The sequence below is a fragment of the Alkalihalobacillus deserti genome, from assembly GCF_020734105.1.
Taxonomy (GTDB): Bacteria; Bacillota; Bacilli; order Bacillales; family Bacillaceae_D; genus Halalkalibacter; species Halalkalibacter deserti.
The window spans coordinates 331297-354740 of the sequence record NZ_JAJAFR010000001.1; the positions used below are offsets into that span (position 1 = coordinate 331297).

The 23444-nt window shown below is 36.5% G+C and carries 24 protein-coding genes and 1 pseudogene; 20 read left to right on the top strand and 5 right to left on the bottom strand.

Features of this window, described 5'->3' with window-relative positions; translation table 11 throughout:
• Window positions 1–63: 63 nt before the first annotated feature.
• The 4 genes from LDX58_RS01690 (at window position 64) to LDX58_RS01705 (ending at window position 3297) form a co-directional block, all read left to right on the top strand.
• A complete protein-coding gene (locus LDX58_RS01690) occupies window positions 64–546 on the top strand; it encodes a hypothetical protein (RefSeq protein ID WP_227935126.1) in 483 nt (160 codons plus the stop codon).
• A gap of 14 nt (window positions 547–560) precedes the next feature.
• On the top strand, window positions 561–1376 hold the full coding sequence (locus LDX58_RS01695; protein WP_227935127.1) for a hypothetical protein: 816 nt from the start codon (window positions 561–563) through the stop codon (window positions 1374–1376).
• A 143-nt stretch (window positions 1377–1519) separates the two neighbouring features.
• Window positions 1520–2230, top strand: coding sequence for an RNA polymerase sigma-I factor (sigI, locus tag LDX58_RS01700; protein ID WP_227935128.1), 711 nt, complete (start codon window positions 1520–1522; stop codon window positions 2228–2230).
• Window positions 2227–3297, top strand: coding sequence for an anti-sigma-I factor RsgI family protein (locus tag LDX58_RS01705; RefSeq protein ID WP_227935129.1), 1071 nt, complete (start codon window positions 2227–2229; stop codon window positions 3295–3297). The genes sigI and LDX58_RS01705 overlap by 4 nt, the downstream gene beginning before the upstream one ends.
• A gap of 149 nt (window positions 3298–3446) precedes the next feature.
• Here the strand turns inward: LDX58_RS01705 and LDX58_RS01710 are convergent, their stop codons facing one another.
• Window positions 3447–3905: a Rossmann-fold NAD(P)-binding domain-containing protein gene (locus tag LDX58_RS01710; RefSeq protein WP_227935130.1), complete on the bottom strand. Its 459-nt coding sequence runs from the start codon at window positions 3903–3905 to the stop codon at window positions 3447–3449.
• 376 nt (window positions 3906–4281) lie between these two features.
• Between LDX58_RS01710 and LDX58_RS01715 the strand changes: the two genes are divergently transcribed.
• The gene (locus LDX58_RS01715; protein ID WP_227935131.1) at window positions 4282–5025 is read left to right on the top strand and encodes a Cof-type HAD-IIB family hydrolase; all 744 of its coding nucleotides are present in this window, start codon (window positions 4282–4284) and stop codon (window positions 5023–5025) included.
• 280 nt (window positions 5026–5305) lie between these two features.
• Complete coding sequence (locus tag LDX58_RS01720; RefSeq protein ID WP_227935132.1) at window positions 5306–5494, top strand: hypothetical protein; 189 nt, start codon at window positions 5306–5308, stop codon at window positions 5492–5494.
• A gap of 349 nt (window positions 5495–5843) precedes the next feature.
• Here LDX58_RS01720 and LDX58_RS01725 read toward each other — a convergent pair whose 3' ends face one another.
• The 3 genes from LDX58_RS01725 to LDX58_RS01735 form a co-directional block, all read right to left on the bottom strand.
• Complete coding sequence (locus LDX58_RS01725) at window positions 5844–6653, bottom strand: LysM peptidoglycan-binding domain-containing protein (RefSeq protein WP_227935133.1); 810 nt, start codon at window positions 6651–6653, stop codon at window positions 5844–5846.
• A 262-nt stretch (window positions 6654–6915) separates the two neighbouring features.
• On the bottom strand, window positions 6916–7353 hold the full coding sequence (locus LDX58_RS01730; RefSeq protein WP_227935134.1) for a universal stress protein: 438 nt from the start codon (window positions 7351–7353) through the stop codon (window positions 6916–6918).
• 176 nt (window positions 7354–7529) lie between these two features.
• A complete protein-coding gene (locus LDX58_RS01735) occupies window positions 7530–7970 on the bottom strand; it encodes a universal stress protein (protein WP_227935135.1) in 441 nt (146 codons plus the stop codon).
• A gap of 375 nt (window positions 7971–8345) precedes the next feature.
• Between LDX58_RS01735 and LDX58_RS01740 the strand changes: the two are divergent.
• From LDX58_RS01740 to LDX58_RS01760, 6 genes and pseudogenes are all read left to right on the top strand, one after another.
• Window positions 8346–8893, top strand: a pseudogene (locus LDX58_RS01740) (glycerate kinase).
• Window positions 8836–9051, top strand: a complete 216-nt coding sequence (locus LDX58_RS26335; protein ID WP_308017411.1) for a glycerate kinase — start codon at window positions 8836–8838, stop codon at window positions 9049–9051. The pseudogene LDX58_RS01740 and the gene LDX58_RS26335 overlap by 58 nt, the downstream one beginning before the upstream one ends.
• Before the next feature lie 257 nt (window positions 9052–9308).
• Window positions 9309–9584 carry a YkvA family protein gene (locus tag LDX58_RS01745; RefSeq protein ID WP_227935136.1) on the top strand — a complete coding sequence of 92 codons (276 nt, stop codon included), beginning with the start codon at window positions 9309–9311 and terminating at the stop codon, window positions 9582–9584.
• Between the two features lie 123 nt (window positions 9585–9707).
• On the top strand, window positions 9708–10502 hold the full coding sequence (locus tag LDX58_RS01750; RefSeq protein WP_227935137.1) for a TerC family protein: 795 nt from the start codon (window positions 9708–9710) through the stop codon (window positions 10500–10502).
• A gap of 117 nt (window positions 10503–10619) precedes the next feature.
• Entirely contained in the window at window positions 10620–11294 is a 675-nt protein-coding gene (locus LDX58_RS01755; protein ID WP_227935138.1) for a serine/threonine protein kinase, read from the top strand.
• Window positions 11295–11387: 93 nt separating this feature from the next.
• Window positions 11388–11861, top strand: coding sequence for a hypothetical protein (locus LDX58_RS01760; protein ID WP_227935139.1), 474 nt, complete (start codon window positions 11388–11390; stop codon window positions 11859–11861).
• A gap of 46 nt (window positions 11862–11907) precedes the next feature.
• On the opposite strand, the gene LDX58_RS01765 is transcribed toward LDX58_RS01760, so the two are convergent.
• The gene (locus LDX58_RS01765; RefSeq protein ID WP_227935140.1) at window positions 11908–12591 is read right to left on the bottom strand and encodes a sporulation protein; all 684 of its coding nucleotides are present in this window, start codon (window positions 12589–12591) and stop codon (window positions 11908–11910) included.
• 1412 nt (window positions 12592–14003) lie between these two features.
• On the opposite strand from LDX58_RS01765, the gene LDX58_RS01770 reads away from it, so the two are divergent.
• The 8 genes from LDX58_RS01770 (at window position 14004) to LDX58_RS01805 (ending at window position 23166) form a co-directional block, all read left to right on the top strand.
• Complete coding sequence (locus LDX58_RS01770) at window positions 14004–14858, top strand: 3-hydroxyacyl-CoA dehydrogenase family protein (RefSeq protein WP_227935141.1); 855 nt, start codon at window positions 14004–14006, stop codon at window positions 14856–14858.
• 14 nt (window positions 14859–14872) lie between these two features.
• Window positions 14873–15649, top strand: coding sequence for an enoyl-CoA hydratase/isomerase family protein (locus LDX58_RS01775; RefSeq protein WP_227935142.1), 777 nt, complete (start codon window positions 14873–14875; stop codon window positions 15647–15649).
• 11 nt (window positions 15650–15660) lie between these two features.
• Window positions 15661–16842 carry an acetyl-CoA C-acetyltransferase gene (locus LDX58_RS01780; protein WP_227935143.1) on the top strand — a complete coding sequence of 394 codons (1182 nt, stop codon included), beginning with the start codon at window positions 15661–15663 and terminating at the stop codon, window positions 16840–16842.
• Window positions 16843–16862: 20 nt separating this feature from the next.
• On the top strand, window positions 16863–18446 hold the full coding sequence (locus LDX58_RS01785) for a long-chain-fatty-acid--CoA ligase (protein ID WP_227935144.1): 1584 nt from the start codon (window positions 16863–16865) through the stop codon (window positions 18444–18446).
• A gap of 39 nt (window positions 18447–18485) precedes the next feature.
• Window positions 18486–18836, top strand: a complete 351-nt coding sequence (locus LDX58_RS01790; protein WP_227935145.1) for a cupin domain-containing protein — start codon at window positions 18486–18488, stop codon at window positions 18834–18836.
• A 121-nt stretch (window positions 18837–18957) separates the two neighbouring features.
• Window positions 18958–20331 (top strand): solute carrier family 23 protein, encoded by a 1374-nt coding sequence (locus tag LDX58_RS01795; protein ID WP_227935146.1) that lies wholly within the window; start codon window positions 18958–18960, stop codon window positions 20329–20331.
• A gap of 151 nt (window positions 20332–20482) precedes the next feature.
• The gene (locus LDX58_RS01800) at window positions 20483–22699 is read left to right on the top strand and encodes a helix-turn-helix domain-containing protein (RefSeq protein WP_227935147.1); all 2217 of its coding nucleotides are present in this window, start codon (window positions 20483–20485) and stop codon (window positions 22697–22699) included.
• 65 nt (window positions 22700–22764) lie between these two features.
• The gene (locus tag LDX58_RS01805) at window positions 22765–23166 is read left to right on the top strand and encodes an acyl-CoA thioesterase (RefSeq protein ID WP_227935148.1); all 402 of its coding nucleotides are present in this window, start codon (window positions 22765–22767) and stop codon (window positions 23164–23166) included.
• Window positions 23167–23444 lie beyond the last annotated feature (278 nt).

Consider the following 23444-nt stretch of genomic DNA (forward strand, 5'->3'; position numbering starts at 1 on the left):
CGTATAGAATAGAGATCGGGTTTTTAAGTTAATTTATGTACATGACAAGTGAGGTGGTCACCATTGTTAAAAACGCGATTATTTTCATTATGTATTGCATTAACGCTGTTCGTTGCCGCTGGATGTGAAGCAACACAGGCTGAAGTATCAGAGAAAGCGGTAATCTATGAGAATGAAGAAGCAGGGATCCAAATCTTTGAATCAGGCAATTGGACTTTAGATGCAGAAGTCTCTACTGAACCGTTAAATGCAACGTTTAAACAAGATGATATGCGTGTAATTGTCTCGGTTATTCCGAGTGTTAAAACGCTTGATCAGATTAAAACGGAACTTAATTTAGATGGAGATTTTATTGAAATGATTGATGAAACAAAGGAAAGTTTAGCATTTAAACTTAATCAAACCGAAAACACGCGTTCAGATCTTTTTATCGAGGCGTCCGAAGATAAAACACTTGTCCTGACCTTTTTTACACCTGTAAAAGAATACCAAACTAATCTCAAGAAAATAGAAGAATTTAGGAAGAGTATTTCACCATTATACTAGAAAGGAAGATAGTTATGAAAAAGGTTGTAGCACTTTTAGTAGTGGGTTCACTATTCATTGCACAAACGGCATATGCAAGCGAGGTTACGATTGCTGTTGAAAAAACGATACATACAAACGAATTAAATATGACCGAAGCGGAGGGAGTCTCTGTTGATCCGGAACTAATTGGATTTGTCGATGTTTTTCAAGAAGTAGCAGTCGAGTTATCAGAGACAGAGAAAGATAAATTAAAGCTTCTAGTTAATTTTATCGCTCAAACAAATAAGAGACTAGAAACTCTTCTTACAGAAGAGAAATTCGACGATGCTTCTATTATGCTTGAAAATTACAATGCTGATATTGATAAAGTCCAAGAGCTCCTTGCTAGATCTAGCATCGCTGAAGTTGAAGAGGAACTAGAAGTAGTTGAAGAAATCGAAGAAATATTCGTAGAAAAAACATCGATGCGTAGTGTGAACCTACAAGAGTTACTTAACCGAGAAGATCTTCCGGCTCCTGCATTAGCAGGGATTGAGAAGGCACTAAAAAATCAAAAGCGAGCAGAGGAAAAGCATCAACTGGCTCAAGAAAGAAAGGCACAACGTAAAGCATTAAAAGCAGAACAGAAAACAGTGAAACAGGAAAATGAAGAGGATGAAGTAGTAAAAACAGGAGAAGAGGAAGAGCTAGCTTCTTCTACACCTGTTCAGAAGCAAAATGGAAAACCTGAAAAAGCTCAAAAAGCTCAAGATAAAGCAACAAAGCAAGCTGAAAAAGGAAAAGAAAGAGCTGAAAAAGCACAGCAAAAGGCTAGCGAACGAGGTCAAGGGAATAACGGAAAAAATTAATAAAATTTACTTTTCAAGCAAGTCATTAAAGAGTATTAGAAGATGGGTAGCAATTACTAGCAGTTGTTACCTATTCTCTAGAGTTCTTGAACGTGCTATCTTAGATAGATCAATATAAAAGGTCACTAAGTAGGTGTCAATAGATGAAATCAGTTGATTTACAAGATATTAAACAAATTAAAAGTGGAGATGAAGTAGCGCGCGAACGAGTTATCCAACATTACAAACCATATATGATCAATGTCGCTGGACACGTTACTCGTAAGTTTGTCTCTTGGAGTGATGAAGAATCTAGTATTGCCTTATTAGCTTTTAATAAAGCGCTTGATACATTTGATGAAACGGCTGGACGTCAGTTTTTAAACTATGTGTATTTGTTAATAAAAAGAGATTTAGTCGATTTCTATAGAAAAGAGAAAAAGGAAACTCACTTGTCACTTCATTCAACAAATGAAGATACAGAAATAATCTTTGAACAAGAAAGTGAGCAGTCATTGGAGCAGTATGAAAAACAAGTTCAAACAACAGAGCTGGTTGAGGAAATACTAGAATTAGATGCAGTTCTGAATCAGTATCAAATCTCATTTGAGGAACTAGAACAGTATTCACCCAAACATAAAGATACACGAATTACTCTGTTTGACCTCGCTGCGTTGGTGGCAGCAGATCTTGAATGTGTTGAATTATTATATCGTAAAAAGAAATTGCCTATTTCAGCTATGGTGAAGAAGTACAGTCTCAAGAAGAAGACACTTGAACGTCATCGCAAATATCTAATTACATTAATCATACTCACACTGAATCCACAATGGGAACAGCTTTCGCAATTTGTGAAAAAGGAGGGAAGATCATGAACAGGAAAACGATAAATGGCACTGTATTGAAAGTGACGGAAACGAAAATCGTCTTGTTAACAAAGGAAGGAACATTTAAAAATGTCCCTAAGCCCTCAACTGAAATACCTTTGATTGGGCAAGCATATTCTTATAGAGAAAACAAAAAAATAAATAACCGATTGCTACAGTATGGAGCGATGGCAGTTGCGCTATTATTCCTTATCTTCACTTCTTTCACATTTCCATTTGGTGGTAGTGCAGAAGAAGCCTTTATTGTAACCATTGATATTAATCCTAGTATTGAAGTGACCACAGATGATCAATATCACGTCATTCGGGCTGAAGGCTTAAACGAAGATGGACAAAAAATCCTAGCCGCGCTTCAACTAGAAAAAAATTTATCAGATGCCATCCAGCAAATCATGGAAGAGACGATTAGAAATGGTTTTGTTCAGGTAGAAGAACCGCTTATTGCGACATCAGTTGTTCCTTTAGAAAAGGATTCAGAAGAAGTGATCTCTATTCTAGAACAAGCGATTCATATTTCTCTTGAAGAGCATCAGATTGTTTCGAAGGTGATCGTTTCAAATGAGGAAAAGGAATTATATGAAGAAGCGAAGGAACATGATCTCTCAGTAAATTACTATAAAGAATTTAAAGTATTAGAAGCTAGCGGAATCGTCAAAAAGCAAAATGAGATTAAAGGAAAGACGCTTGCAGAACTTAAGCGAATGGAAAACAAAGAACGAAAAGAAGATAAGCAAAAGGGTGCAGCTGATCAAATTCCTAAGAAGAATACTCCAGCAGTAGAACGGTCAAATTCTGACCACCAAAAGAAGAATAAAGAAACTAAGCCAGCAGCAGATAACAATAAGAATCAGTCTGAACATAAAGTTAAACAGAAAGAAAATGTGAAACGATCAACTTCACCAGATAAAAAGAAAGACACTAATAACGCTCAACAAGGAAATAAAGAGCAAGGTCCAGACCAAAAGGGAAAATCGAGTAATAGCGATAGGAATAACAGTAATAGTAATAGTAGTAATAATAATAATAAATCTAGCGAACATGGTGCTCGTAATTAGTGTTAATGTCTCAAAAATATAAAAGGAGTGCTAACTCAGTCAGTTAGCACTCCTTTTATACATGTAAGAAAAAAAGAGCGAATTAGAATAACGCATGACGTTAAATTTAGACAACAAAAGGCTCAGGGGAAGTTCAAAGATATGGAAAGTTATTCAGCGCTATTGCCGATCTCTTCAATCTTCTCAGACGGATAAAGCATTACCCTCTTCACATTCAATTGTGCTACTTTAAACATTGCATGTGCAACCGTAATACTTTGAATGGCTTTGTATTTTTTTAATGGACCTACAAAGATAAAAGGAAAAACGGAAAATAGGACTTCAGCGCTTTTTTCTCCAAGTCTGAATTCTTCGCGATTTCCTAGGAGAAGGGATGGTCGAAAAATAGAAACGGAATCAAAGCAAATCTTTCTGACATCGTTCTCCAATTCTCCTTTTATTCTTGAGTAGAAGATGGGTGATTGAGCGTTTGCATTAAGAGAACTTACAAAAAGAAATTGCTTAGCTCCCATTTTTTTAGTGAGTTTTGCAATCGTAAGTGGGTAAATCACATCAACTTTTCGCATCGCTTTTTTTGATTGAGTTTTTTTATCGTGGTGCATAGGCAACTAAAGACATCAGCTACGCGTAAGTCAACTACAGTGTCGTCTATTAAAATCGATGACTTTTTCTTCTAGTTTAAAATTTGCTATTCCTAGTGGTTGTCGAACGAGTACGACCACTTTTTTATATTCCGGTTGCTCAAGTAAAATGCTTAATAATTTACTTCCAATTAGCCCTCCTAGGTGACGGAATATTTGCATTATATTACCTAAAGTGAAAAAATAAAGCTGATTAGTTAGAGGCTTAAAAGTAGCTATTCGACTTGTTAGTCTGTCTAGGGTATTTTTTATATTTGGACTTTCTCGAAAAACGAGGTAGTGAGCAAAAATGAAAGGGATCTGTTAAAATGATAATAAACTAATGATAATGAGGAGTGTTTTAATGATAGAGAAAAAAGATATTAAATTGATAGCGGTCGATATGGATGGAACGCTCTTAAATAACGAACACTTGATTTCTAATGAGAACAGAAAAGCGATTAAAGAAGCTGAAGAAACAGGAATTCACGTTGTCATTAGTACGGGACGGACAAGAATAACTTGTGATGATTTGGTAAATTCATTAGGGCTTCACGCCCATTTAATAACCGTGAATGGGAGCGAGATTTGGGACGAGCAAAGAGAGTTAGTTGAAAGACAGTTACTTGAACTCAAACACATTGAACAGATGTGGGGACTTAAACAAAAACATCAAACAACTTGTTGGGCAGCAACAGTTAATCAAGTGATAAGAGAAGATTTTCCAAAAGATATTTCTACACATGAATGGATGAAGTTTGGTTTTGATGTAAAGGACGATGACGTGCGACAATTGATTTTAGCAGAGTTAAAGGAAAACCCAGCTCTTGAAATAACCAATTCTAGTCCGACCAATCTTGAGATCAATGCAGCAGGAGTTAACAAAGCAAAAGCGTTAGAAAAAGTGTGCAATAGACTAGGCATCACGATGGACAATGTATTAGCGTTGGGTGATAGTCTTAATGACTTAGCGATGATTACCGAAGCTGGTATTGGTGTTGCTATGGGAAATGCTCAGCCTTTTGTGAAAGAATCAGCAGACTGGGTGACGTCATCTAATATAGAGGATGGAGTAGCGGTAGCTATTCGTAAATGGGCGCTAAAATAAAGGCTAAATCGGACGATTTTAGAGCCACTATTTAGGTGAGCTCATTATTTGAGTTTTATTTTGCAAATATGTTTATGGTATTTGTTTTTTTACTGGTGCCTAGTATTGACATTTTTCCTTAAGAAACAACAAAAGTTGAATATGAATAAGTTGGTATAAATTTTATTATGAGTAAATAATCTAATGGAAGAAGCTAGTTTAAAGGTGTTGAAAATATAAAGAGTCGTAAGAATGCTTTGAGGAACAAGGTAAGAAATGATAATAACAAAGGAGGTAACGGATGGACTATCTCATGTTTTGTGACCATTGTGGAATGCCTAAACCAATAGAAGAACACATCATGAGGGAGTATTTTTGGATAGCGAATCAAGTGTATTGTAACAATTGCGAACGATCAAATAATATACCGAAATATTTACAATCATTAGCTTTAGATAGTAGAAAAAGTCGTTATGGTAGTAACGATTAATGATGTTGAGTTTGAAGTTGATATTTTGAGGACAAGTGAAATAGGGCTGGATAATAATGTATATATCTTCTATCAAAGCTCTCACATCTTGGAGTCTGTTCGATATTAGATCGGATAGACTTTTTTATTTTGTTTATTTTTAAGAGAAAATGGGAAACTAATAATTAAGCTTTTTCAGAGGAGGACTAAACGATATGACTAGACTCTTTCGGTTAATTAAATGGGGATTTGTCATCTATCCCGTAATTAGAAAAATGATGGCGAAAAGACGACTTTAAGACTGTTTTTATCAATAAGGATAGAAAAGAACCAATTAGCTACAAGCGTAATTAGTTCTCCTGAAATATTTCTATTTAAATACAGTGACTTTCACGTCTCGAACACCCCAGTTGTTGGCATCCTGTTTATTAGGTATGAAGAGGTCAATTTTATTTCCAACAATCGCTCCACCGGTGTCTCCAGCAATGGCATGGCCATAGCCTTCAACATAGACTTTTGAACCTAGTGGAATAACAGAAGGATCCACGGAAATAACCTTCTTGTTAGGGTTGTTGATTAAGTTAATACCTGTCGCTGTAACACCTGAACAGCCACTACATGAAGCTGTATATGCGGTTGCTGACATCGTAAGCTCCTGAGTTACGGCTTCTTTACTAGGCTCGGCTACTTCTGTTGCAGGTTCTTGCTGTTGTGATGGTTCTTCGGTTGTTTTTTTGGCAGAAGAAACTGCTTTTGTACTTTTGACTTCTACTTGTTCTTCTTTTGTTGTTACAGAAGCAACCGAGGGCTTTCCGTTTATGTAGATGTCTAGACTCTGGCCTGTAACAATTAATTCAGGATTATCAATTTGGTTCCAATCTTGAATCATCTTCCATGTAACGCCTTCAAATTTTGCAGCAATACCTAATAGAGTATCTCCTGTTTGCACTTGATACGTTTCTGTAGCAGCTATTTTCAAACGATCATCTGGAAAAATAAGGTTGCTAGATAGTTCGTTCCATTCTTTTAATTCTTCTACTGATAAATGATGTTTATTAGCTATTCCCCACAATGTATCTCCTTTTTGAACAGTAACTTCTTCGGCTGACGCGCTAAAACCAAAACCTAATATTCCTGTAAGGGCTGCAACGGTTACTAGTGATCTAATGCTTTTCTTCATGTGATACCTCCAAAATATGTTGTAACTCCTCAAGCGATTTCACTATAACACGTTTTTTTATGAGGCAAAGAACAGGCTCGTAACAATTAGATTACATAAATAACAGTTAGATGATAGGAAGGTTACAAGCCTTGAAAATTTTTACACATTGTGATTATTTTAGCCTGATCGTTACATATTTTTGTGGAAAGTTATGGGACAACTAAAAAAGGTATCACTGTATAAACAGTAATACCTGATCTTTGAAAGTAAATAAGTACTCCTACTTCCTAACAATCAAAACATCGCACTTAGCACGCCTTGCTATGTTTTCAGACACACTACCAATTAAAATTCTTTCAACCGTATTAATACCAGTTGCACGGGCAATAATTAAATCAACATTGAAAGCAGTGGCAATATCTTTAGGAAGTTTCACTTTCGGAGAACCGTGTTCAAGAACTGTTTCTACATCCGATAAACCTGTATCGATAGCGGCATTTTGATATTGTTTCAACAAATCTACTCCAAACTTTTCTGTTTCTTCAGCAAAAGTTCTCTCATAATACTCAAATGAAGCCGCCGTTCTGTTATCGATTACATATGCTATAGCAAGTTTGACATCGTCTCCTGTTGCTAGTTTAATTGCTTTTTGTAATGCCAGTTCTGACTCAGCCGATCCATCGACTGCTACAAGTATTGTTTGATAATCCAAAGACATTCTGATCCTCCCTGTATATTATTGAATGATGTATTTGAGTTAAGCATAATGGATTTTTAATAATGATTAAGTGACATAGATCACGCTTTTGAAAACCTTCCCATAAATAATTTCACATTAGAACCGGAATACTCATTCTTCATTCCATACGTAAAATAAAGATCTACAGCTGAGTACTACTGCTTTCTTACAATCAAAACATCGCATTTAGCACGTCTTGCAATGTTCTCAGACACGCTGCCAATTAAAATTCTTTCAACGGCATTGATACCAGTCGCACCTGCAATAATTAAATCAACATTGAACTTAGTGGCGATATCTTTAGGGATCTTCACTTTCGCTGAACCGTGATCAAGTACTGTTTCTACATCGAATACACCTGCGTCGGTAGCGTCTTTTTGGTATTTTTTTAACAAATTAACTCCAAACTTTTCTGCTTGTTCAGTAAGTGTTGGGTCATAATGCTCAATCGAAGCATATGTTCTAATATCAATGATATATGAGATAATAAGTTTTGCTTCTTCTTTTACTGCTAGTGTAATTGCTTTTTGTAACGCCAATTCTGACTCAGTCGATCCATCGACTGCCACAAGTATTGTTTGATAATCCAAAGACATTCCTGATCACTCCCTGTATATTGTTGTTGATGTATTTGAGTTAAGCATAATAGATTTTTTATAATGATTAAGTGACATAGATCACACTTTTGAAAACCTTCTTTTTAGTCATTTATGAAAAGGTAATTCTTTTTAAGTACATAGGTTCTTAGGCAAGGGTACTAAAAATAAGGATAAAACTTCAAGGCTAGTGAAAAAGAGAAATACTGCTCTTGTTCAGAAACCCCTTTAGGATTCCTTCACCAGAGCTATAATGCTCATTCTTCCTTTCTACGGTAAAATAAAAATATTAAAAAGTAGGTGATTAAAATAAACATTATAATAGCATCTGATTCTTTTAAGGGAAGCTTATCTTCTACGGACGTTTCGACTTCTATGAAACAGGGGGTTTTGAATGTGCTTCCGCATGCAAATGTTGAGTGTGTTCCTTTGGCGGACGGCGGGGAAGGAACGATAGATGCTTTAATCTCATATACGAAGGGTCAAATTTACACGGAAGAAGTTCAAGGTCCTTTAGGCGAGTTAGTTCGGGCGAAATAGGGTTTATTAGGAGACGGGAAAACAGCAATTATCGAAATGGCTGAAGCGTCAGGGTTAACTTTAATACCTAAAGAGAAATTAAATCCTTTAAAAACCTCGACTTATGGAACTGGACAATTGATAAAAAAGCCCTTGATCCCGGTTGTCAGAAAATCATTATTGGAATTGGTGGTAGCGCAACAAACGACGGTGGAGCTGGGATGGCTGCTGCACTAGGGGTGAAATTTTTAGACTCCAAGCAAATGGAGCTACCTCTTGGTGGGGAAAGCCTCTTACACCTTGAAAGACAGATAGGCAAACAAGTTTCGGGAAGGTTCCATGGGGTGTGGCGATACGTGCGAAGAAATACGGAGTTCCTGCCGTTTGTATATCTGGTAGCTTAGAAAAGGGTTACGAGAATCTATATGATCAAGGAATTAGCGCTTTTTTTAGTATTGTTAGTTCGCCTATGGAGCTACAAGAAGCGATGGAACAAGCAGGCCATCTTTTAGAGTTGACAACCGAGAATGTGTTACGTCTTTTGTCTGTAAAAAAAAGTTGACGGATTCATAACACTAGTTTATGATTAACCAAATAATACTATCATATTTCTCCTAAAGGGGAGTAGCTTTTACAGCAAAGTCGTCATTACGGAGTGTCCTGCTCCCGGCTTTGTTGGCGACGTTCGCGTTGTTAGCAAGACCTTTACAATAGTTGGTAAAGGGCTTTATTTTCATGTTGAAAAACCTTTACCAATCCTATGGTAAAGGTTTTTTGTTTTTCCAGTACAAAAAAGAACGGTTAAAGGTGGTGGTCAAGTTGTTTAAGTTTTTGAAAAGATTTACATTCCTCTTGAAGTTTTGGAAACTAATACCGTTTCTAAAGGACTTTTTTACATCAAAAGAGGTACAAATTCACAAAAAAGTTTTAGCGGTTACGCTTATTGCTATTTATGCATTATTCCCGTTTGATATCATACCAGACTTCGTTGCTTTTTTTGGAATTCTTGATGATGTGATGCTCGCAACCTTTATTTTAACTAGAATGGTCAGTATAGCTCCACAATCTTTAAAAATCAAACATAATTTACTCTAATAAGGTTTAGATAAGTCGATTGCTGTTAAAGTATGGAGTATATACCTAGACCCGATGTCTTGGATGAACCCCGATATCTATATAATTAACTATAAGAATAAGATAAGAGAGGATTTGAATCAGTTGGACATTTCTTTACTACTTGAATACAGCTGGGTGCTAATCGTATTAATTCTGCTTGAAGGACTCTTGGCGGCTGATAATGCGCTAGTATTAGCAATTATGGTTAAACATCTTCCAGAAGAACAAAGAAAGAAAGCTTTGTTTTACGGACTTGCAGGTGCCTTTGTTTTTCGTCTTGCTTCGCTTTTTGCGATATCATTCCTCGTAGGTGTATGGCAAGTTCAAGCAATAGGGGCTTTATATTTATTATTTATTGCATGTAATCATATTTTCAGAAAAGTACTCATGAAAAAAGTAGAAGTGAAAAATGATGAAGTAAAGGAAGGTAAAAAATCAGGGTTTTGGGTCACAGTTCTCAAGATAGAGTTGGCTGATATTGCTTTTGCCGTTGATTCGATTTTAGCAGCAGTCGCACTAGCTGTGGTCCTGCCTGATACACCTTTACCACATATTGGTGGTTTAGATGGAGGAAAGTTCTTAGTGATCTTCGCTGGAGGCTTTATTGGTCTAGTGATTATGCGTTTTGCAGCTACGTTATTTGTCAAATTACTTCATGCAAGACCAGGGTTAGAAATTGCCGCTTTTCTTATTGTCGGTTGGGTTGGAGTGAAGCTTGCCGTTTATACATTGTCACACCCTCAGTTAGCTGTCTTACCTGAAGCATTTGCTAAATCAACGGGTTGGAAAATGACCTTTTATGGGGTGTTGATTTCGATTGTCTTAGGTGGTTGGTTTTTATCAAAAGATAAATCAATTAATGAAGAAGAACGGACGAAAGAAAATCAAAGTGCTTAATTAAATATTGATTAAAAAAGCATAAACCAACCTTGAAAAGATTTTAGAGGCTACTGAAAAAAGAGAAATTCACCTTTTTCGGTAGCCTTGAGTATTAGGAGGGGGGATGAAATTGAGATGGACCATATTGCGGAACTGATTAAACAAGTAGAGATTGTGGCAAGTAAAGAGAATGAACTTGTAACAGTCAAACAAATCCCTAACCAACTGGAATGTATTGGTGTCGGTACTGATGCAGCTGTCTTTCGTTTGACTGATGCACCAAAGTTTGCTCTCAAAGTGTTCAGCCCTGGTAATCTTGAGAAACTTGAAATGGAAAAGCAGGTTTATGAAAAATTAGGACACTCAATCTATTATCCTGAGTTTTACGGGAATGGACTTAATTATCTTATACTTAGTTATGAAGAAGGTTTAACCCTGTATGATTGTTTGCTCCAGGGAATACGGATTCCTGAACAAGCCATTAAAGATGTCGATGCGGCGAGAATATATGCATTAAGTAGGGGACTTAATCCAAGAGATATCCATCTGAAAAATATCCTCCTCCATGAAGGTCGAGCTAAATTAATAGATGTCTCTGAATATTTGAAACGAGGAAATGATCTTAGGTGGGATTATCTTAAAAAAGGATATCAAGAGTATTATGATTTGATTAGTGGAAAATCGATTCCAACCTGGATGATTGAAACCGTAAGAAAGTGGTATAACCAAACAGAGCCTAGTCATTTTCACTATCAAGAGTTTGTAAAAAAACTTAGTAAGCTATTACGAATTGATTCTAAATTTAAATAATCACTTTGTAACGTTTCTATAAAATCCTTCGTTTTAATAATAAGATGGCATTAGCATTTCTTAAGTTGTATATCTGATTTTAGAGGTGAAGTGATGGGAATGATATTTATGTTATTTGCTCTGTTACTTACCATTGTAATTGTTTCCTTAATTTCTTTAGGTGCGAAGCGGGTTACAACTAAGTTAAATGAGGAGGAGAGGGAAGATATGGTGAAACAGATGTATCAATACGCGGTTGCATTTATTACGCTAATCATGGTAATTGGTGGAGGGGTTTTTGCCTTTATGTCAATCGCAGATTATATTTCTCCTAACACGTATGTAGAGTCTTTTGAAGACTACAGGAGCATGAGGGAATATAAATCTGAAGACGATAACGTCACTAAAGAAGTTTCTGAGGAAGAACTGCGGGACCGATACGATTCAATGATTCAACAACAATTGGATAACAGTAAGCAATCGGCTTTAAATAGTTTCATTAAAAGCTTAGGTTGGATTTTAATTCCGCTTCCCATCCTAATTTTCTTTCAACGACGGATAAATCAAGATAGAAAACAGATCAAATAAAACATCTGAGCGAACAAGAAGTGTTCGCTTAGATGTTTTACTTTTTCTATGCTACTGTGAGTACAGAGATTTGGTCTTCAAAATTGGTATCCCGTTTTAGTGGATAATGACGCACTTGATTTTTTTCGTGTATATAAAGATCAATGTCACTCTCGTTCCCTACAAATTCAATTTGAATTCCTTGTTTGTTGTAAAGTCGAAAGGTTTGTAGACAATGAGTGGGATTCGTGTCACTAGGCAGTTTATGTCTACATAACCCACTCTTAATACTATGGCTAAATCCACGTTTTGTGAGGTAACTTAATATGTTTTCAACAAATGGATCAACGACATCAAAGGCATACGCTTCAATGGGATGATTAAAATAATTAATATTTAACTCAGTTTGAATATGGATTTTTTGATCGCGAAATGTAATAGGTGTATAAAAAGGCAATGTAAATGAAAACGGAATTATTTGCTCTTCATAAGGTTTAACGACTACTGGTTCCGTAATCTTTATTTCCAAAACAGGCTCAGTAACATCACGGAATTCAGTCATCTCATCATCAAATCTATGGAACTCTGTGTCTACATGAATATAAATTTCCGAAATGGTTTGTTCAACCTTACCACCAAAAACATGAACTTCGCCATGGACCTCTTTGCCTCGCTCAATTTTTCCTTGATATAGAACGGTATTTACTTTAGCGGACCCAATACCTATTGAAGAAAATATTCTTTCAAACATAAACCTCTCTCCCTCCGAAAATGTTTCTATAATATATGCAACTTTCAATAAAGTTCTTGTACTTATAGGTTGTTTAAAGAGAATTGATTTTTCTTCTTTTAGATCAAACTTTATTATATTGATAGGATACCAATTTTTTGAGCAACTAACTACTGAAATATGAAAAAAAGTGTGTTTTTTATTAAGTCTTTTCATGATAATCTGTGATACACGTACACTTCCAGAAATAAGGTAGCGAGATTAGCACTAATCTAGTGTAACACTTTTATCGGTTTAGCCACCATTATATTGGTAGAATGAAAGCTAAAGAGATAGAAAGGGTTATCTATTTATCAGCTTTCTAATGTTTTTTGTCCGAAGGTGTAACCGTATCATCGCTGGTACTTGTTATGTGAAAAAGCTTATATTGAACTATATAAAGAGAAATTATTAGACCGGAGCAGTTTCATTTCAGTCAAGTATCGAAATCGACACACACCTTATTCAAACAGCTGTGAAGAGTAAACTTTTCTAGAATCACTCTAACCGGTAAAATCATTTCGTTTGAAAAGTGAAATTTTACCAGTATACTTAATCTATTTTTTTGCCGAAAAGGCTAACATCATCCTCTGCTATAATAAAATTGCTAGGTAAACCTTACTTGTATGGGTTTTTCCAAAGCAGTCATATCCTCTTCTGTTATTCTGCGGCTCCGAATCGCTTCTAACGGGTTTGAGGATTTTTCTTTTGCCGTTTTTTTGAGAGTTGTAAAAACGATTGATCCCTTTTCTTAAAGCTGTATGATGATGTTTTTAATTTAGACAAGAAGATCATGATTTTTCATTGCTGTGTAATTGTGACTATTGGCATGTTCAATCTGATAACGAGTATTTTTTTGTTGATTATAGCCTTATTTTTCGATTTTCCAACGGATCCGACCCGCGACAATCAGTCTTCTGCATTCTTCTTTGTTATTTTTAAGTCCGTGATAAATACAAACTGAATGTTTTTTCCATCCTCTGTTTCTAGCATGGATTCTATTAGATTACCGGTTCTTTCGTTATAGGAAATGTCATTTGCCCAAAAAGATTATCCTGCTTTTGACTTTGTTCAATTTCTTTTATTGATTTGAATTCGGACGCAATGCTTTTGATTCTGCCTTCTTTAAATCGGCATAAGTATTTCCATTTATACTTATCACAACGACTAAATACAGATTCGCATGCATAAAGGCCAGAGCTGTTATTCAAACCGATCCGACATTAGCAGAGAGTGAGATGTAAATCTTGAATGTTCTCCACTTTTCTAAGGAAATGTAAGCGCTTAGTTCCTTATATTTAAGGTACAAAAAACCTAAGAAAAATAATACTATTTAAATAATCAAACAATTTAAATTAAAGATGAAATATAAATTTACACAGGGAGGGCTTAACATGACAAAAGTAATTGGGGTAGTAGGATCAGGGACGATGGGTGGAGCGATTGCTCATCAAGCTGCCATTTCAGGATTTACGGTTATTCTACGAGATGTGGAACAACGTTTTTTAGATAACGCATTAGCTCGCATGCAAAAATTAATGGATCGACAAATTACAAAAGGGAAATTAACGGAGGAACAAAAAGTAGAGATCATCCAACGAATTACGTTTACAACTAATTTAGAGGATATGAACGACTGTGGAGTTGTCATTGAAGCAATCATTGAAGACTTAGAAGCGAAAAAAGAAGTTTTTCGCAATTTGGATGAAATTCTTAGACCTGAAGCGATTATTGCTTCAAATACATCATCTATGTCAATCACAGATATTGCATCAGCAACAAATCGTCCTGAACGTGTAGCTGGTATGCACTTTTTTAATCCTCCACAAGTAATGAAGCTAGTCGAAGTAGTGAGAGGATACGAGACTAGTGATGAAACAGTAAAGGAATTAAAGAAACTTTCAATCGATTTCAACAAAGAACCAATCGAAGTGAAGAAAGATACCCCTGGATTTATTGTCAACCGAATCATGATTCCACAATTTATTGAAGCTATTCGTTTAGTCGAAGAAGGCGTGGCTAGTCCAGAGGATATTGATAAGGCCGTAACGCTTGGGCTGAATTATCCGATGGGACCATTTACACTGCAAGATTACGCAGGCGTAGATATAGGTCTACATGTAATGGATTACTTCTATGAAGAGTTTAAAGATTCACGATTTGCAGCACCGCTAACGCTAAGAAATCTTGTTCGAGCTGGACGCGTTGGAAAAAAGGCAGGAGCAGGCTGGTACGATTACAACAAGTAAAAGGAGATGTAAAAATGGAAACAGTAGAATACATTCTCGATGATAATCACGTAGCGACGGTTTATTTAAATCGTCCTCCATATAATCCACTGAATACCCAATTATATCAAGAGATGGCAAGTCTCTTTGAAGAGTTAGAAAAGAACCCGCTTGTTCGAGCTATTATTATTACAGGGAAAGGGGACCGTGCTTTTGCTGCAGGAGCCGATATAAATGAAATGATGAATTTGAATGGAGCAGAAATGCTAGAGATGTCCAGAGTATCTAGAGCGGCGTATGATAAAGTTGAAGCGATTAAAAAACCAGTCATTGCAGCTGTAAATGGTCTTGCTCTAGGAGGAGGCTGTGAATTAGCGCTTGCATGTGATTTTCGGATTTGCTCGTCCAATACAAAATTTGGTCTCCCTGAAATCAATTTAGGGATAATTCCAGGTGGTGGTGGCACACAGCGTTTGCCTCGTTTAGTTGGTCAATCAAAAGCAAAAGAATTGCTATTCTTTGGTGAGATGATTGATTCAGAAAGAGCGGTTGAAGTTGGTCTTGTGAATAAATCAGTTGAGCTAGAAGACCTTCTTTCAGAGGCAACAAGATGGGCTGAAAAATTAGCAGAAAAACCTAGCATTGCTATGCAAATGCTTAAGAAATCCATAAATCAAGGTGCAAGTGTTGATTTGCAATCAGGTTTGGATCTTGAAGCGGCTTGCTTTGGAAATGCATTCGCAAGTGAGGATCGTAAAGAAGGTATGCAATCTTTTGTAGATAAAAGAAAGCCACAATTTACTGGCAGATAGGTGGGGTATATATGACAAATAAAGAAATTGTTGTGATTGATGGTGCACGAACAGCTTTTACAGAATTTGGAGGTTCATTTCGTGATGTATCAGCTATTGATTTAGCTGCAGCTACGGCGAAGGAAGCGATGAAGCGTTCTTTCATCGAGCCTGAAGAGGTAGATCAAGTAATAATGGGAAACGTGATTCAATCTAGCACGGATGCGGTTTATATGGGCAGGCATGTGGGGTTGAAATCAGGAGTCCCTGAGCATGTACCTGGATTAACTGTTAATCGTTTATGTGGTTCTGGTCTACAAGCAATTGTGAATGCGGCTCAGTCCATTCAATTAAATGAAGGAAGAGTAGCCATAGCCGGTGGAGCAGAGAATATGAGTCAAGTTCCTCATGTTGTTCGAGGGGCACGTTGGGGGTTGCCACTAGGAAAGGCACCAATGGAAGATTACTTATGGGAAGCGCTATATGATCCATATGGAGAATGTTCAATGGCGATCACGGCTGAGAATCTTGCAGAAAAATATGAGATTTCCAGAGAGGAAATCGATCAGTTTGCGGCTAATAGTCATCATAAAGCGGTAAGTGCAATGGAAAAAGGCTATTTCGCAAAAGAAATTGTTCCTTATACGATAAAAAGTCGAAAAGGAGAGCAGGTGATCGATCAAGATGAGCATCCAAGAGAAACGACAACGGAAAAACTAAATAAATTACCTGCTCGCTTTAAAGAGAATGGGGTCGTTACACCAGGGAATGCAAGTGGAATTAACGACGGGGCAGCTTCACTTGTCGTCACGTCAGGGGAGTATGCCCAAAAGCGTAATCTTCAGCCAATCGCACGCCTTGTCTCGTGGGGGATTGTTGGGGTAGAACCTAAGTATATGGGGATCGGACCAGCACCAGCCATTCGTCAAGCATTAGAACGGGCAAATATGAGCGTTGATGATTTGGATTTAATTGAAATCAACGAAGCCTTCGCAGCTCAGTACCTTGCTTGTCAAAAAGAACTCGGTTTTAACCCTGAAATAGGAAATGTAAATGGTGGGGCTGTTGCCCTAGGTCATCCACTAGGTGCTAGTGGCGCAAGAATTAGTCTATCACTGCTTTACGAGTTAAAGAGAAGAAATAAAAAATATGGAGCATCAGCATTATGCATCGGTGGAGGGCAAGGAATTGCCGCCATTTGGGAAGTGTTATAAAAAAATAAAGGGATGATGATATGTATAGAGAACTTGGTCATTTAAGCGTTTCGCAATTGCTTGAAAACGCTACTAAAAGTGGTCTGAAGCGAGAAGTTCTTTTTGACCGTATTTCGAGAATGTCATATAAAGATCTCTGGGATAAATCGATTAGTCTCGCCTCATCATTACAAACACTAGGAGTGAAAAAAGGAGATAAAATTGCAGTTTGTTTGCCTAATTGGAATGAGTTTGTCGTCATTTATATGGCGGTAGCTCACTTAGGTGCCATTCTTGTTCCTTTTAATACTCGTTACAGAACGGATGAAGTAGAATATATCCTTAATAATTCTGAAGCAAGAGTTGCCTTCTTTACGAAAGAATTTAGTGGAATTAACCATGCTGAACAATTTATTCAGGCAATGCAGACAGTGAAAAGTTTAGAGATGCTTATTACTGTACGTTACCAAGATGAAGGGTTACTGAATTATGAAGAATTAGTTGAAAAAGGGCGAGGTTCTTCTATTACACCTGCGCAGATTCAGCCTGAAGAAGATGTCTTCTCCATTCTTTATACATCTGGTTCAACCGGGGCACCAAAAGGAGCAATGTTAACTCATTCAAATGTCGTCAAAACAGGGGCGATTTCTGCTGAAGAAATGAGTTGTACAGCCGAAGATGTCTTTTTAGTCGCCGTACCAGTGTTTCATGTATTTGGGATGGTTCCTAGTATCATAAGTGCCATCGCTTCTAGTGCAAGAATGGTTTTGATGGATAAGTATAAACCAAAAGAGGCGTTAGAAGTTATTCAAGCTGAAGGAATAACGGTCAAACATGGAGTTCCGACTATGTTTATTTTAGAGCTCAATCAACCGGACTTTTCAGATTATAACTTGTCAACGCTACGAACTGGAATCATTGCAGCAGCACCATGCCCGGTTGAGGTCGTAAAAAAAATACGTAATGAAATGGGCTGCGACATTGTGGTTGCTTATGGACTTAGTGAGACGTCGCCAACTTTAACGATGACAAAGTTTGACGATGATGATATTGTTCGTGCAGAAACAGTGGGGAAAGCACTCCCTGATACAGAAGTGAAAATTGTAAACAAAGAGCGCGCAGCAGTAGCTGTTGGAGAGGTCGGGGAGATCGCATGTCGTAGCTTTGGTGTGATGAAAGGGTATTACAATATGCCTGATAAGACAGCGGAAGCTTTGGATGACGATGGCTGGTTTTACACAGGAGATCTAGGTACTCTTGATGATGATGGGTATCTTCGAATTGTCGGTCGCAAAAAAGAGATGATTATTCGTGGCGGGTACAATATTTATCCACGTGAAATAGAAGAAGTCTATTATACTCACCCAGATGTTTTAGAAGTTGCGATTGTTGGCTTACCAGATACCGTTTTAGGAGAGGTGTCGTGTGCTTGCATTAAATTAAAAACATCTGCTGAAATTGATGAACAAAGTTTAATTGAATTTATTAGAACTAGAATTGCTGATTATAAAGTGCCGGATAAAGTTTTGATTGTTGAAGAACTTCCGATGACGGCAAGTGGGAAAATTAAAAAGGTGGCTCTTCAAGATCAATTAAGGAAAGAGCTTAAAGCGGAGTTACGATAAGCTTTAAGCTTAGTCTTTTTTTAGAAAGGGTGAATCAAAATGAATTCACAAAATGTACAAGAGAGCCGTTATGTTTCAGCAGATAAAGAGTGGAAGCCACTTCCTTTTGAAGGTGTATTTATCAAGACCCTTTATAAATTTAAGGAAGGGGGAAGTACCGTTCTCATTAAGATGGAACCGAATAGTTCCTTTCCGTTACATGACCATCCTGCTGATGAAGAAGTCTATGTGATCGAAGGTGAATGTCGAGTTGGAAAGTATCCTTTAGTAAAAGGAGATTATCTTTTTACAAGCCAACATACGATTCATGCTCCGTTTACTCGTGAAGGGTGCATTTTACTAGCCAGAACTACAGAAGCGTTAAAATTCATCCAACCATCAGAAAAATAAGCTTCTTAGAGTTGGGGAAATAATGAGTCATCAATTAATAGAAAAGCAAATCGCGAATTAGTGCCATTTAACATTTATTTTTGTAATTCGAATATAACACCATTATTGAGGGGGAAGAAACATGGCACTTTATAAGCGTAAAGATGGAGAGGAACAACCATTTTGGAAACTAGGACCTTTTCAAATTAGATTACCGTTTGTTCATTTTCGACTTGAGACTCCGGAACTTATTCAAGGGTTTGTATTGTTTTCAATAGGGTTAGCTGTTATCCCACTGCTACAAAATTACGTTGGTTTTTCCTATGATGCAGCTTTAGCCGTAGCACTTATTTATCTCGTAACAATGCTCATGGGACCATTGATGGGTGTTCCGTTAGTGCCAGGCTTTATTACGGCAGCCATCCCATTAGTTATCATTTTTCTAGGGAACTTTGAACCTGGACCTGAGGCCGTCAAAGCCCTTGTTGCCCTTCAACTATCGGTTGCTTTTATTTTCTTGATCTTAGGAATTACCGGTTTAGGAAAAGTAATTGTAAAAATACTACCAAACTCTTTAAAGGGTGGAATTTTAATTGGTGCAGGAATTGCCGCCATTCATGGCGAAATTATTGAAGGTGGTAGATTAGCAAACACACCAATCTCGTTAATCATTGGTACTCTTGTCTGTTTCTATGTGATGTTCTCAAAATCATTCCACAATTTATATAAGACTAATAAAATTGCTAGGTTTGTCGGTAATTACGGGATTATGCCAGCAATCGTTGTGTCAATTATTGTTGGGTGGGTAACAAAAGAATATCCTGCACCAGCGATTGAATGGGGAATTGTCGTCCCTAATTTCACAGAATTATGGAGCTTTACCCCCTTTGTTGTAGGGTTTCCGAGCTTAAGTGTTATTCTGATGGCGATCCCTACAGCTTTACTCGCCTATATTATCGCTTACGGAGATATTGTTGTTGGCGCGTCTTTGTTCCAAAAAGCAAGTGAGTTTCGCATAGATGAGAAGGTTCATTTGAGCTTAAGTAATATGCATACGCTTACATTTATCCGGAACTTTATTCATGCCTTGTTTGCACCACACCCAGGGCTTGCAGGTCCAATATTTACAGCTGGTACAGCTTCGGTAATGGAAAGATATAAATATGGACGTAAAGCAATGGACTCGATTTATTCTGGCACAGCTTCATTAATTATGGCAATGCTTTTGGCAACTGTATTGCTACCATTAGTTACTCTTTTTCAACCAGTTTTACCGATCGCACTATCGTTAACCTTAATAATTACGGGTTATCTTTGTATTTCGATTGGGATTGAGCAACTTCAAGATAATACTGAACGTGGGGTAGCGGGAGTGATGGCAATAGTTTTGTTTGCATATGGTGCAACGTACGCGATTGTAATCGGAATTGTTCTTTACTTGGTCATTCAAAAGACTAGCTTATTTAAAAAGGATGTGGATCAGCAGAAGAAAGAAAGTATTGAAAAAATAAGTTAGTTTTAAATTATTCATTTGTATCATTTAAATGAGTCAGCTTGAGAGTACACTTTCAAGCTGACTTTTCAGTACATCTGCACAATAAAATAGTTGAAGTTGTTCCAATGGTTGGTTCTCACCTTAGAAACTAGTAATATAAGGGGCGTTATGAATGGATCTGAACGTGAAGCAGGAAAAATTAAAACAGAAAATTAATACGCATCTTCGAAATATTACCCGTCAACTGATTAAGTTCGATACGTTACAAGAAACCTTGAATTATTTATTAGAGTCATTTTATAAGGAATTCACATGTGATTTAGTTGGGGTCATCTTAAAGGAGGATAATCAATTAATTCCCAAAGTCTGGATTGGTGATGAATTTACGATTGAGGAAACATTAAAATTGAAAATAGACGACTGTTCATCTAACCTATTACAAGATGCGCTTTGGGGGCCTGATGATCAAGAAGAAGGAGTTGCCTGTAGTTTTAAAAAAGCCATGGAAAAAGAACAGCTTTCAACGTGGTTTACCGTGCCACTTAATCACAATAATAAGCAATTTGGTCTTTGTGTAATTGGGTTTCGTGATTTTATTCCTCTCGTGATAGAAGCGGAGAAAATATTCGTAGAATTCGGACATGATGTTGCTGTTGCAATGGATTTGGCAAAAGAGAAAGAAAAACAGAAGCGGAAAATAAAAGGTGTTGAATGGATTAGGGAAAATATATTTCCAGGTTCAACTATCGAACATTTAATTGAGAAAATAGTAGAACGCGCTGGTAAAGGAACTCAAGCAAAAGGGGCATGTGTTTATTTATTTGATGAAACAAATAGTTGTTTTACTCCTCATCCGCCAAACTATGGCACTATTACACGATCTGAGCTTATTACAGTCGATACGAATCTACCCATTGATAACTACTTTCCATCTGTAGAGTTACCTAGTAGCAATGAATTAACAATTCCTCTTATTGTCAATTTAAAGACAATTGGAGTGCTCTATGTTTGTAAAGAGGATAACCACGTATTTTCAGATGATGACTTAGAGTTTTTAGAATTTGTCTCAGCTTTTGTTTCGATGCAAATTGAAAACGCAAGACTGTATGAATTAGAATCTGAAAGCAAAAAAAGAATGGAACGGCTAATGGAACATCATCAAGAACTCGTAAAAAAAACCGTTCAGGGGCAAGACTTAAATGATATTTCTAAAACAATAAGTTCGATGCTAGAAAGTTCAATTCTCCTTTATGACCGGTTTTTAAAACCGATTTCTACTTACTTTAAAGATAAGGAAACGCATCTACAACCTATCATTGAAAAAAAAGTAATAGAACAAAAACAGGAAGTTACTCAGCTGAAATCACGCGAGTTATGGCTTGATGAATGCGAAGAAGAACCCTGTGCTGTTTGGCCAATTATTGGCGGGAGAGATGTGCTAGGTTATTTAGTTATTTGTTTACCGAAAAGAAAGGTAAATCGTATGCTACGGCTAACGCTTGATCACGCGCTCAATGTTTATGCGATTGAATTTATTAAGCAAAAGCTAGTACTTGATGCTAAGGAACAAGTAAAAGAAAGTTTCGTTAATCAGCTTTTTTCTGAAAAAATCGATGATCAAGATAAAATTATTCAATATGCAACATTAATTAATTGGAATGTATTAGAACCCCATCAAATCGCTACTTTGTCATTAGAATTATATGATCATGATGAAACGAATTTGGTCGTACTCGAGAGTTATAAGTCCTGGCTTTGGGATCAAATCAAGACAAAGCTCGCATTATATGACGCGTCCATCATATTCACAAGAAAAGATAAAGATTTTATTTTCATTGTGCAACCGTTAAACATCAAACAACATACAGATTATTGGAATGGTTTGTATCAACGGATAACTAGCTTGTTGAAAAAGGAAAGAACAAAAACAAAAATATTTTTGGGTATAGGTGGAAAAACAGAAAAAATAGGGGACTATTACTACTGTTACGTACAATCAGTTAAAGCGAAAAATGTAGTGTCTTATCGTTATGTTCAAGGTGGGTTTTCCTTTTATGATGACCTTGGTTCCTATACAATTTTAAACAATACGAGTGATTCATTAGCATCTGAATTATTTGTTAAGAAACATCTAGGACCATTGATAAAGTATTCCCAGAATAATCATGTTGATTTATTTGAAACATTGCAAGTATTTTTGAATCATAATGGAAACCTACGTGATGCCTCGAAACACCTTTTTATCCATCGTAGTACTTTAGAATATCGACTTGAACGAGTAACAGATCTGTTACAAATCGATTTAAATGACGCTGAGATGAGGTTTGAATTAATGATGGCCTATAAACTTCACTCTCTTTTTAATTTTAATCCAGAACAATTAATATAAAAGGGGAGTTGCATATCGTAAAATGTGTACTAAAAGAGAATGTATAAGGAAGAGAGGAGTTTATCATGTTAGAAATAAATTATGACTTTAAAGTTGAATGGGGAGACACGGATGCGGCAGGAATTGTTTATTCACCGAACTATTATAAATGGATGGATCAAGCCACTCATCATGTATTTGCAAGTATAGGTTATCCTTTATCTAGGCTTATTAGTGACGAGAAAATTGGGATACCGATGATTGAATCAACCTGTCATTTCAAAAAGCCTCTTTATTTTGAAGAAGAAGTAACGATCATTTCAACTGTATTGGAATTACACGACAAGGTTTTTAAAATTAAGCATGGATTTTTTAGGGGGGCTGAAGAAATTGCTCATGGCTTCGAATTAAGAGCACTTGCTAGTTTTGCTGGGGAGAAGCCAAAAGCGATTTCTATTCCTGATCCGATACGAGTAGCACTGTTGTAGTAAAGTTTCTGTGTATTCTTAGCTTTAGAAAAGATTTATTCATCATATAACTCATAGTAACAGAAACAATTAAATTTAAGACATCTTGATAAAACACTTGGATTTCAAGTGTTTTTGCTTTGCTGAAAACAAGCAGGTAGTTTGGGTACAAAACAGATCTTTATGTTACCTTTCAGCCATTATTTTTTACGTTGGTTAAAAAAACGTAATGAAAAGTGTTGACTATGTGTAGCAGTTATATTTTAATGGAAATACAAAAGACAAAATTTTCTAAAGAT

Excerpts from the sequence above, each read along its gene's own strand:
- LDX58_RS01780 (WP_227935143.1), top strand. The coding sequence starts at position 15,661 with ATGACAAATAAAGAAATTGTTGTGATTGATGGTGCACGAACAGCTTTT.
- LDX58_RS01775 (WP_227935142.1), top strand. The coding sequence starts at position 14,873 with ATGGAAACAGTAGAATACATTCTCGATGATAATCACGTAGCGACGGTT.
- LDX58_RS01720 (WP_227935132.1), top strand. The coding sequence starts at position 5,306 with ATGGACTATCTCATGTTTTGTGACCATTGTGGAATGCCTAAACCAATA.
- LDX58_RS01755 (WP_227935138.1), top strand. The coding sequence starts at position 10,620 with ATGGACCATATTGCGGAACTGATTAAACAAGTAGAGATTGTGGCAAGT.
- LDX58_RS01795 (WP_227935146.1), top strand. The coding sequence starts at position 18,958 with ATGGCACTTTATAAGCGTAAAGATGGAGAGGAACAACCATTTTGGAAA.
- LDX58_RS01785 (WP_227935144.1), top strand. The coding sequence starts at position 16,863 with ATGTATAGAGAACTTGGTCATTTAAGCGTTTCGCAATTGCTTGAAAAC.
- LDX58_RS01760 (WP_227935139.1), top strand. The coding sequence starts at position 11,388 with ATGGGAATGATATTTATGTTATTTGCTCTGTTACTTACCATTGTAATT.
- LDX58_RS01805 (WP_227935148.1), top strand. The coding sequence starts at position 22,765 with ATGTTAGAAATAAATTATGACTTTAAAGTTGAATGGGGAGACACGGAT.
- LDX58_RS01725 (WP_227935133.1), bottom strand. The coding sequence starts at position 6,653 with ATGAAGAAAAGCATTAGATCACTAGTAACCGTTGCAGCCCTTACAGGA.
- LDX58_RS01705 (WP_227935129.1), top strand. The coding sequence starts at position 2,227 with ATGAACAGGAAAACGATAAATGGCACTGTATTGAAAGTGACGGAAACG.
- LDX58_RS01800 (WP_227935147.1), top strand. The coding sequence starts at position 20,483 with ATGGATCTGAACGTGAAGCAGGAAAAATTAAAACAGAAAATTAATACG.
- LDX58_RS01695 (WP_227935127.1), top strand. The coding sequence starts at position 561 with ATGAAAAAGGTTGTAGCACTTTTAGTAGTGGGTTCACTATTCATTGCA.
- LDX58_RS01735 (WP_227935135.1), bottom strand. The coding sequence starts at position 7,970 with ATGTCTTTGGATTATCAAACAATACTTGTGGCAGTCGATGGATCGACT.
- LDX58_RS01765 (WP_227935140.1), bottom strand. The coding sequence starts at position 12,591 with ATGTTTGAAAGAATATTTTCTTCAATAGGTATTGGGTCCGCTAAAGTA.
- LDX58_RS01715 (WP_227935131.1), top strand. The coding sequence starts at position 4,282 with ATGATAGAGAAAAAAGATATTAAATTGATAGCGGTCGATATGGATGGA.
- sigI (WP_227935128.1), top strand. The coding sequence starts at position 1,520 with ATGAAATCAGTTGATTTACAAGATATTAAACAAATTAAAAGTGGAGAT.
- LDX58_RS01770 (WP_227935141.1), top strand. The coding sequence starts at position 14,004 with ATGACAAAAGTAATTGGGGTAGTAGGATCAGGGACGATGGGTGGAGCG.
- LDX58_RS01790 (WP_227935145.1), top strand. The coding sequence starts at position 18,486 with ATGAATTCACAAAATGTACAAGAGAGCCGTTATGTTTCAGCAGATAAA.
- LDX58_RS01730 (WP_227935134.1), bottom strand. The coding sequence starts at position 7,353 with ATGTCTTTGGATTATCAAACAATACTTGTAGCAGTCGATGGATCGGCT.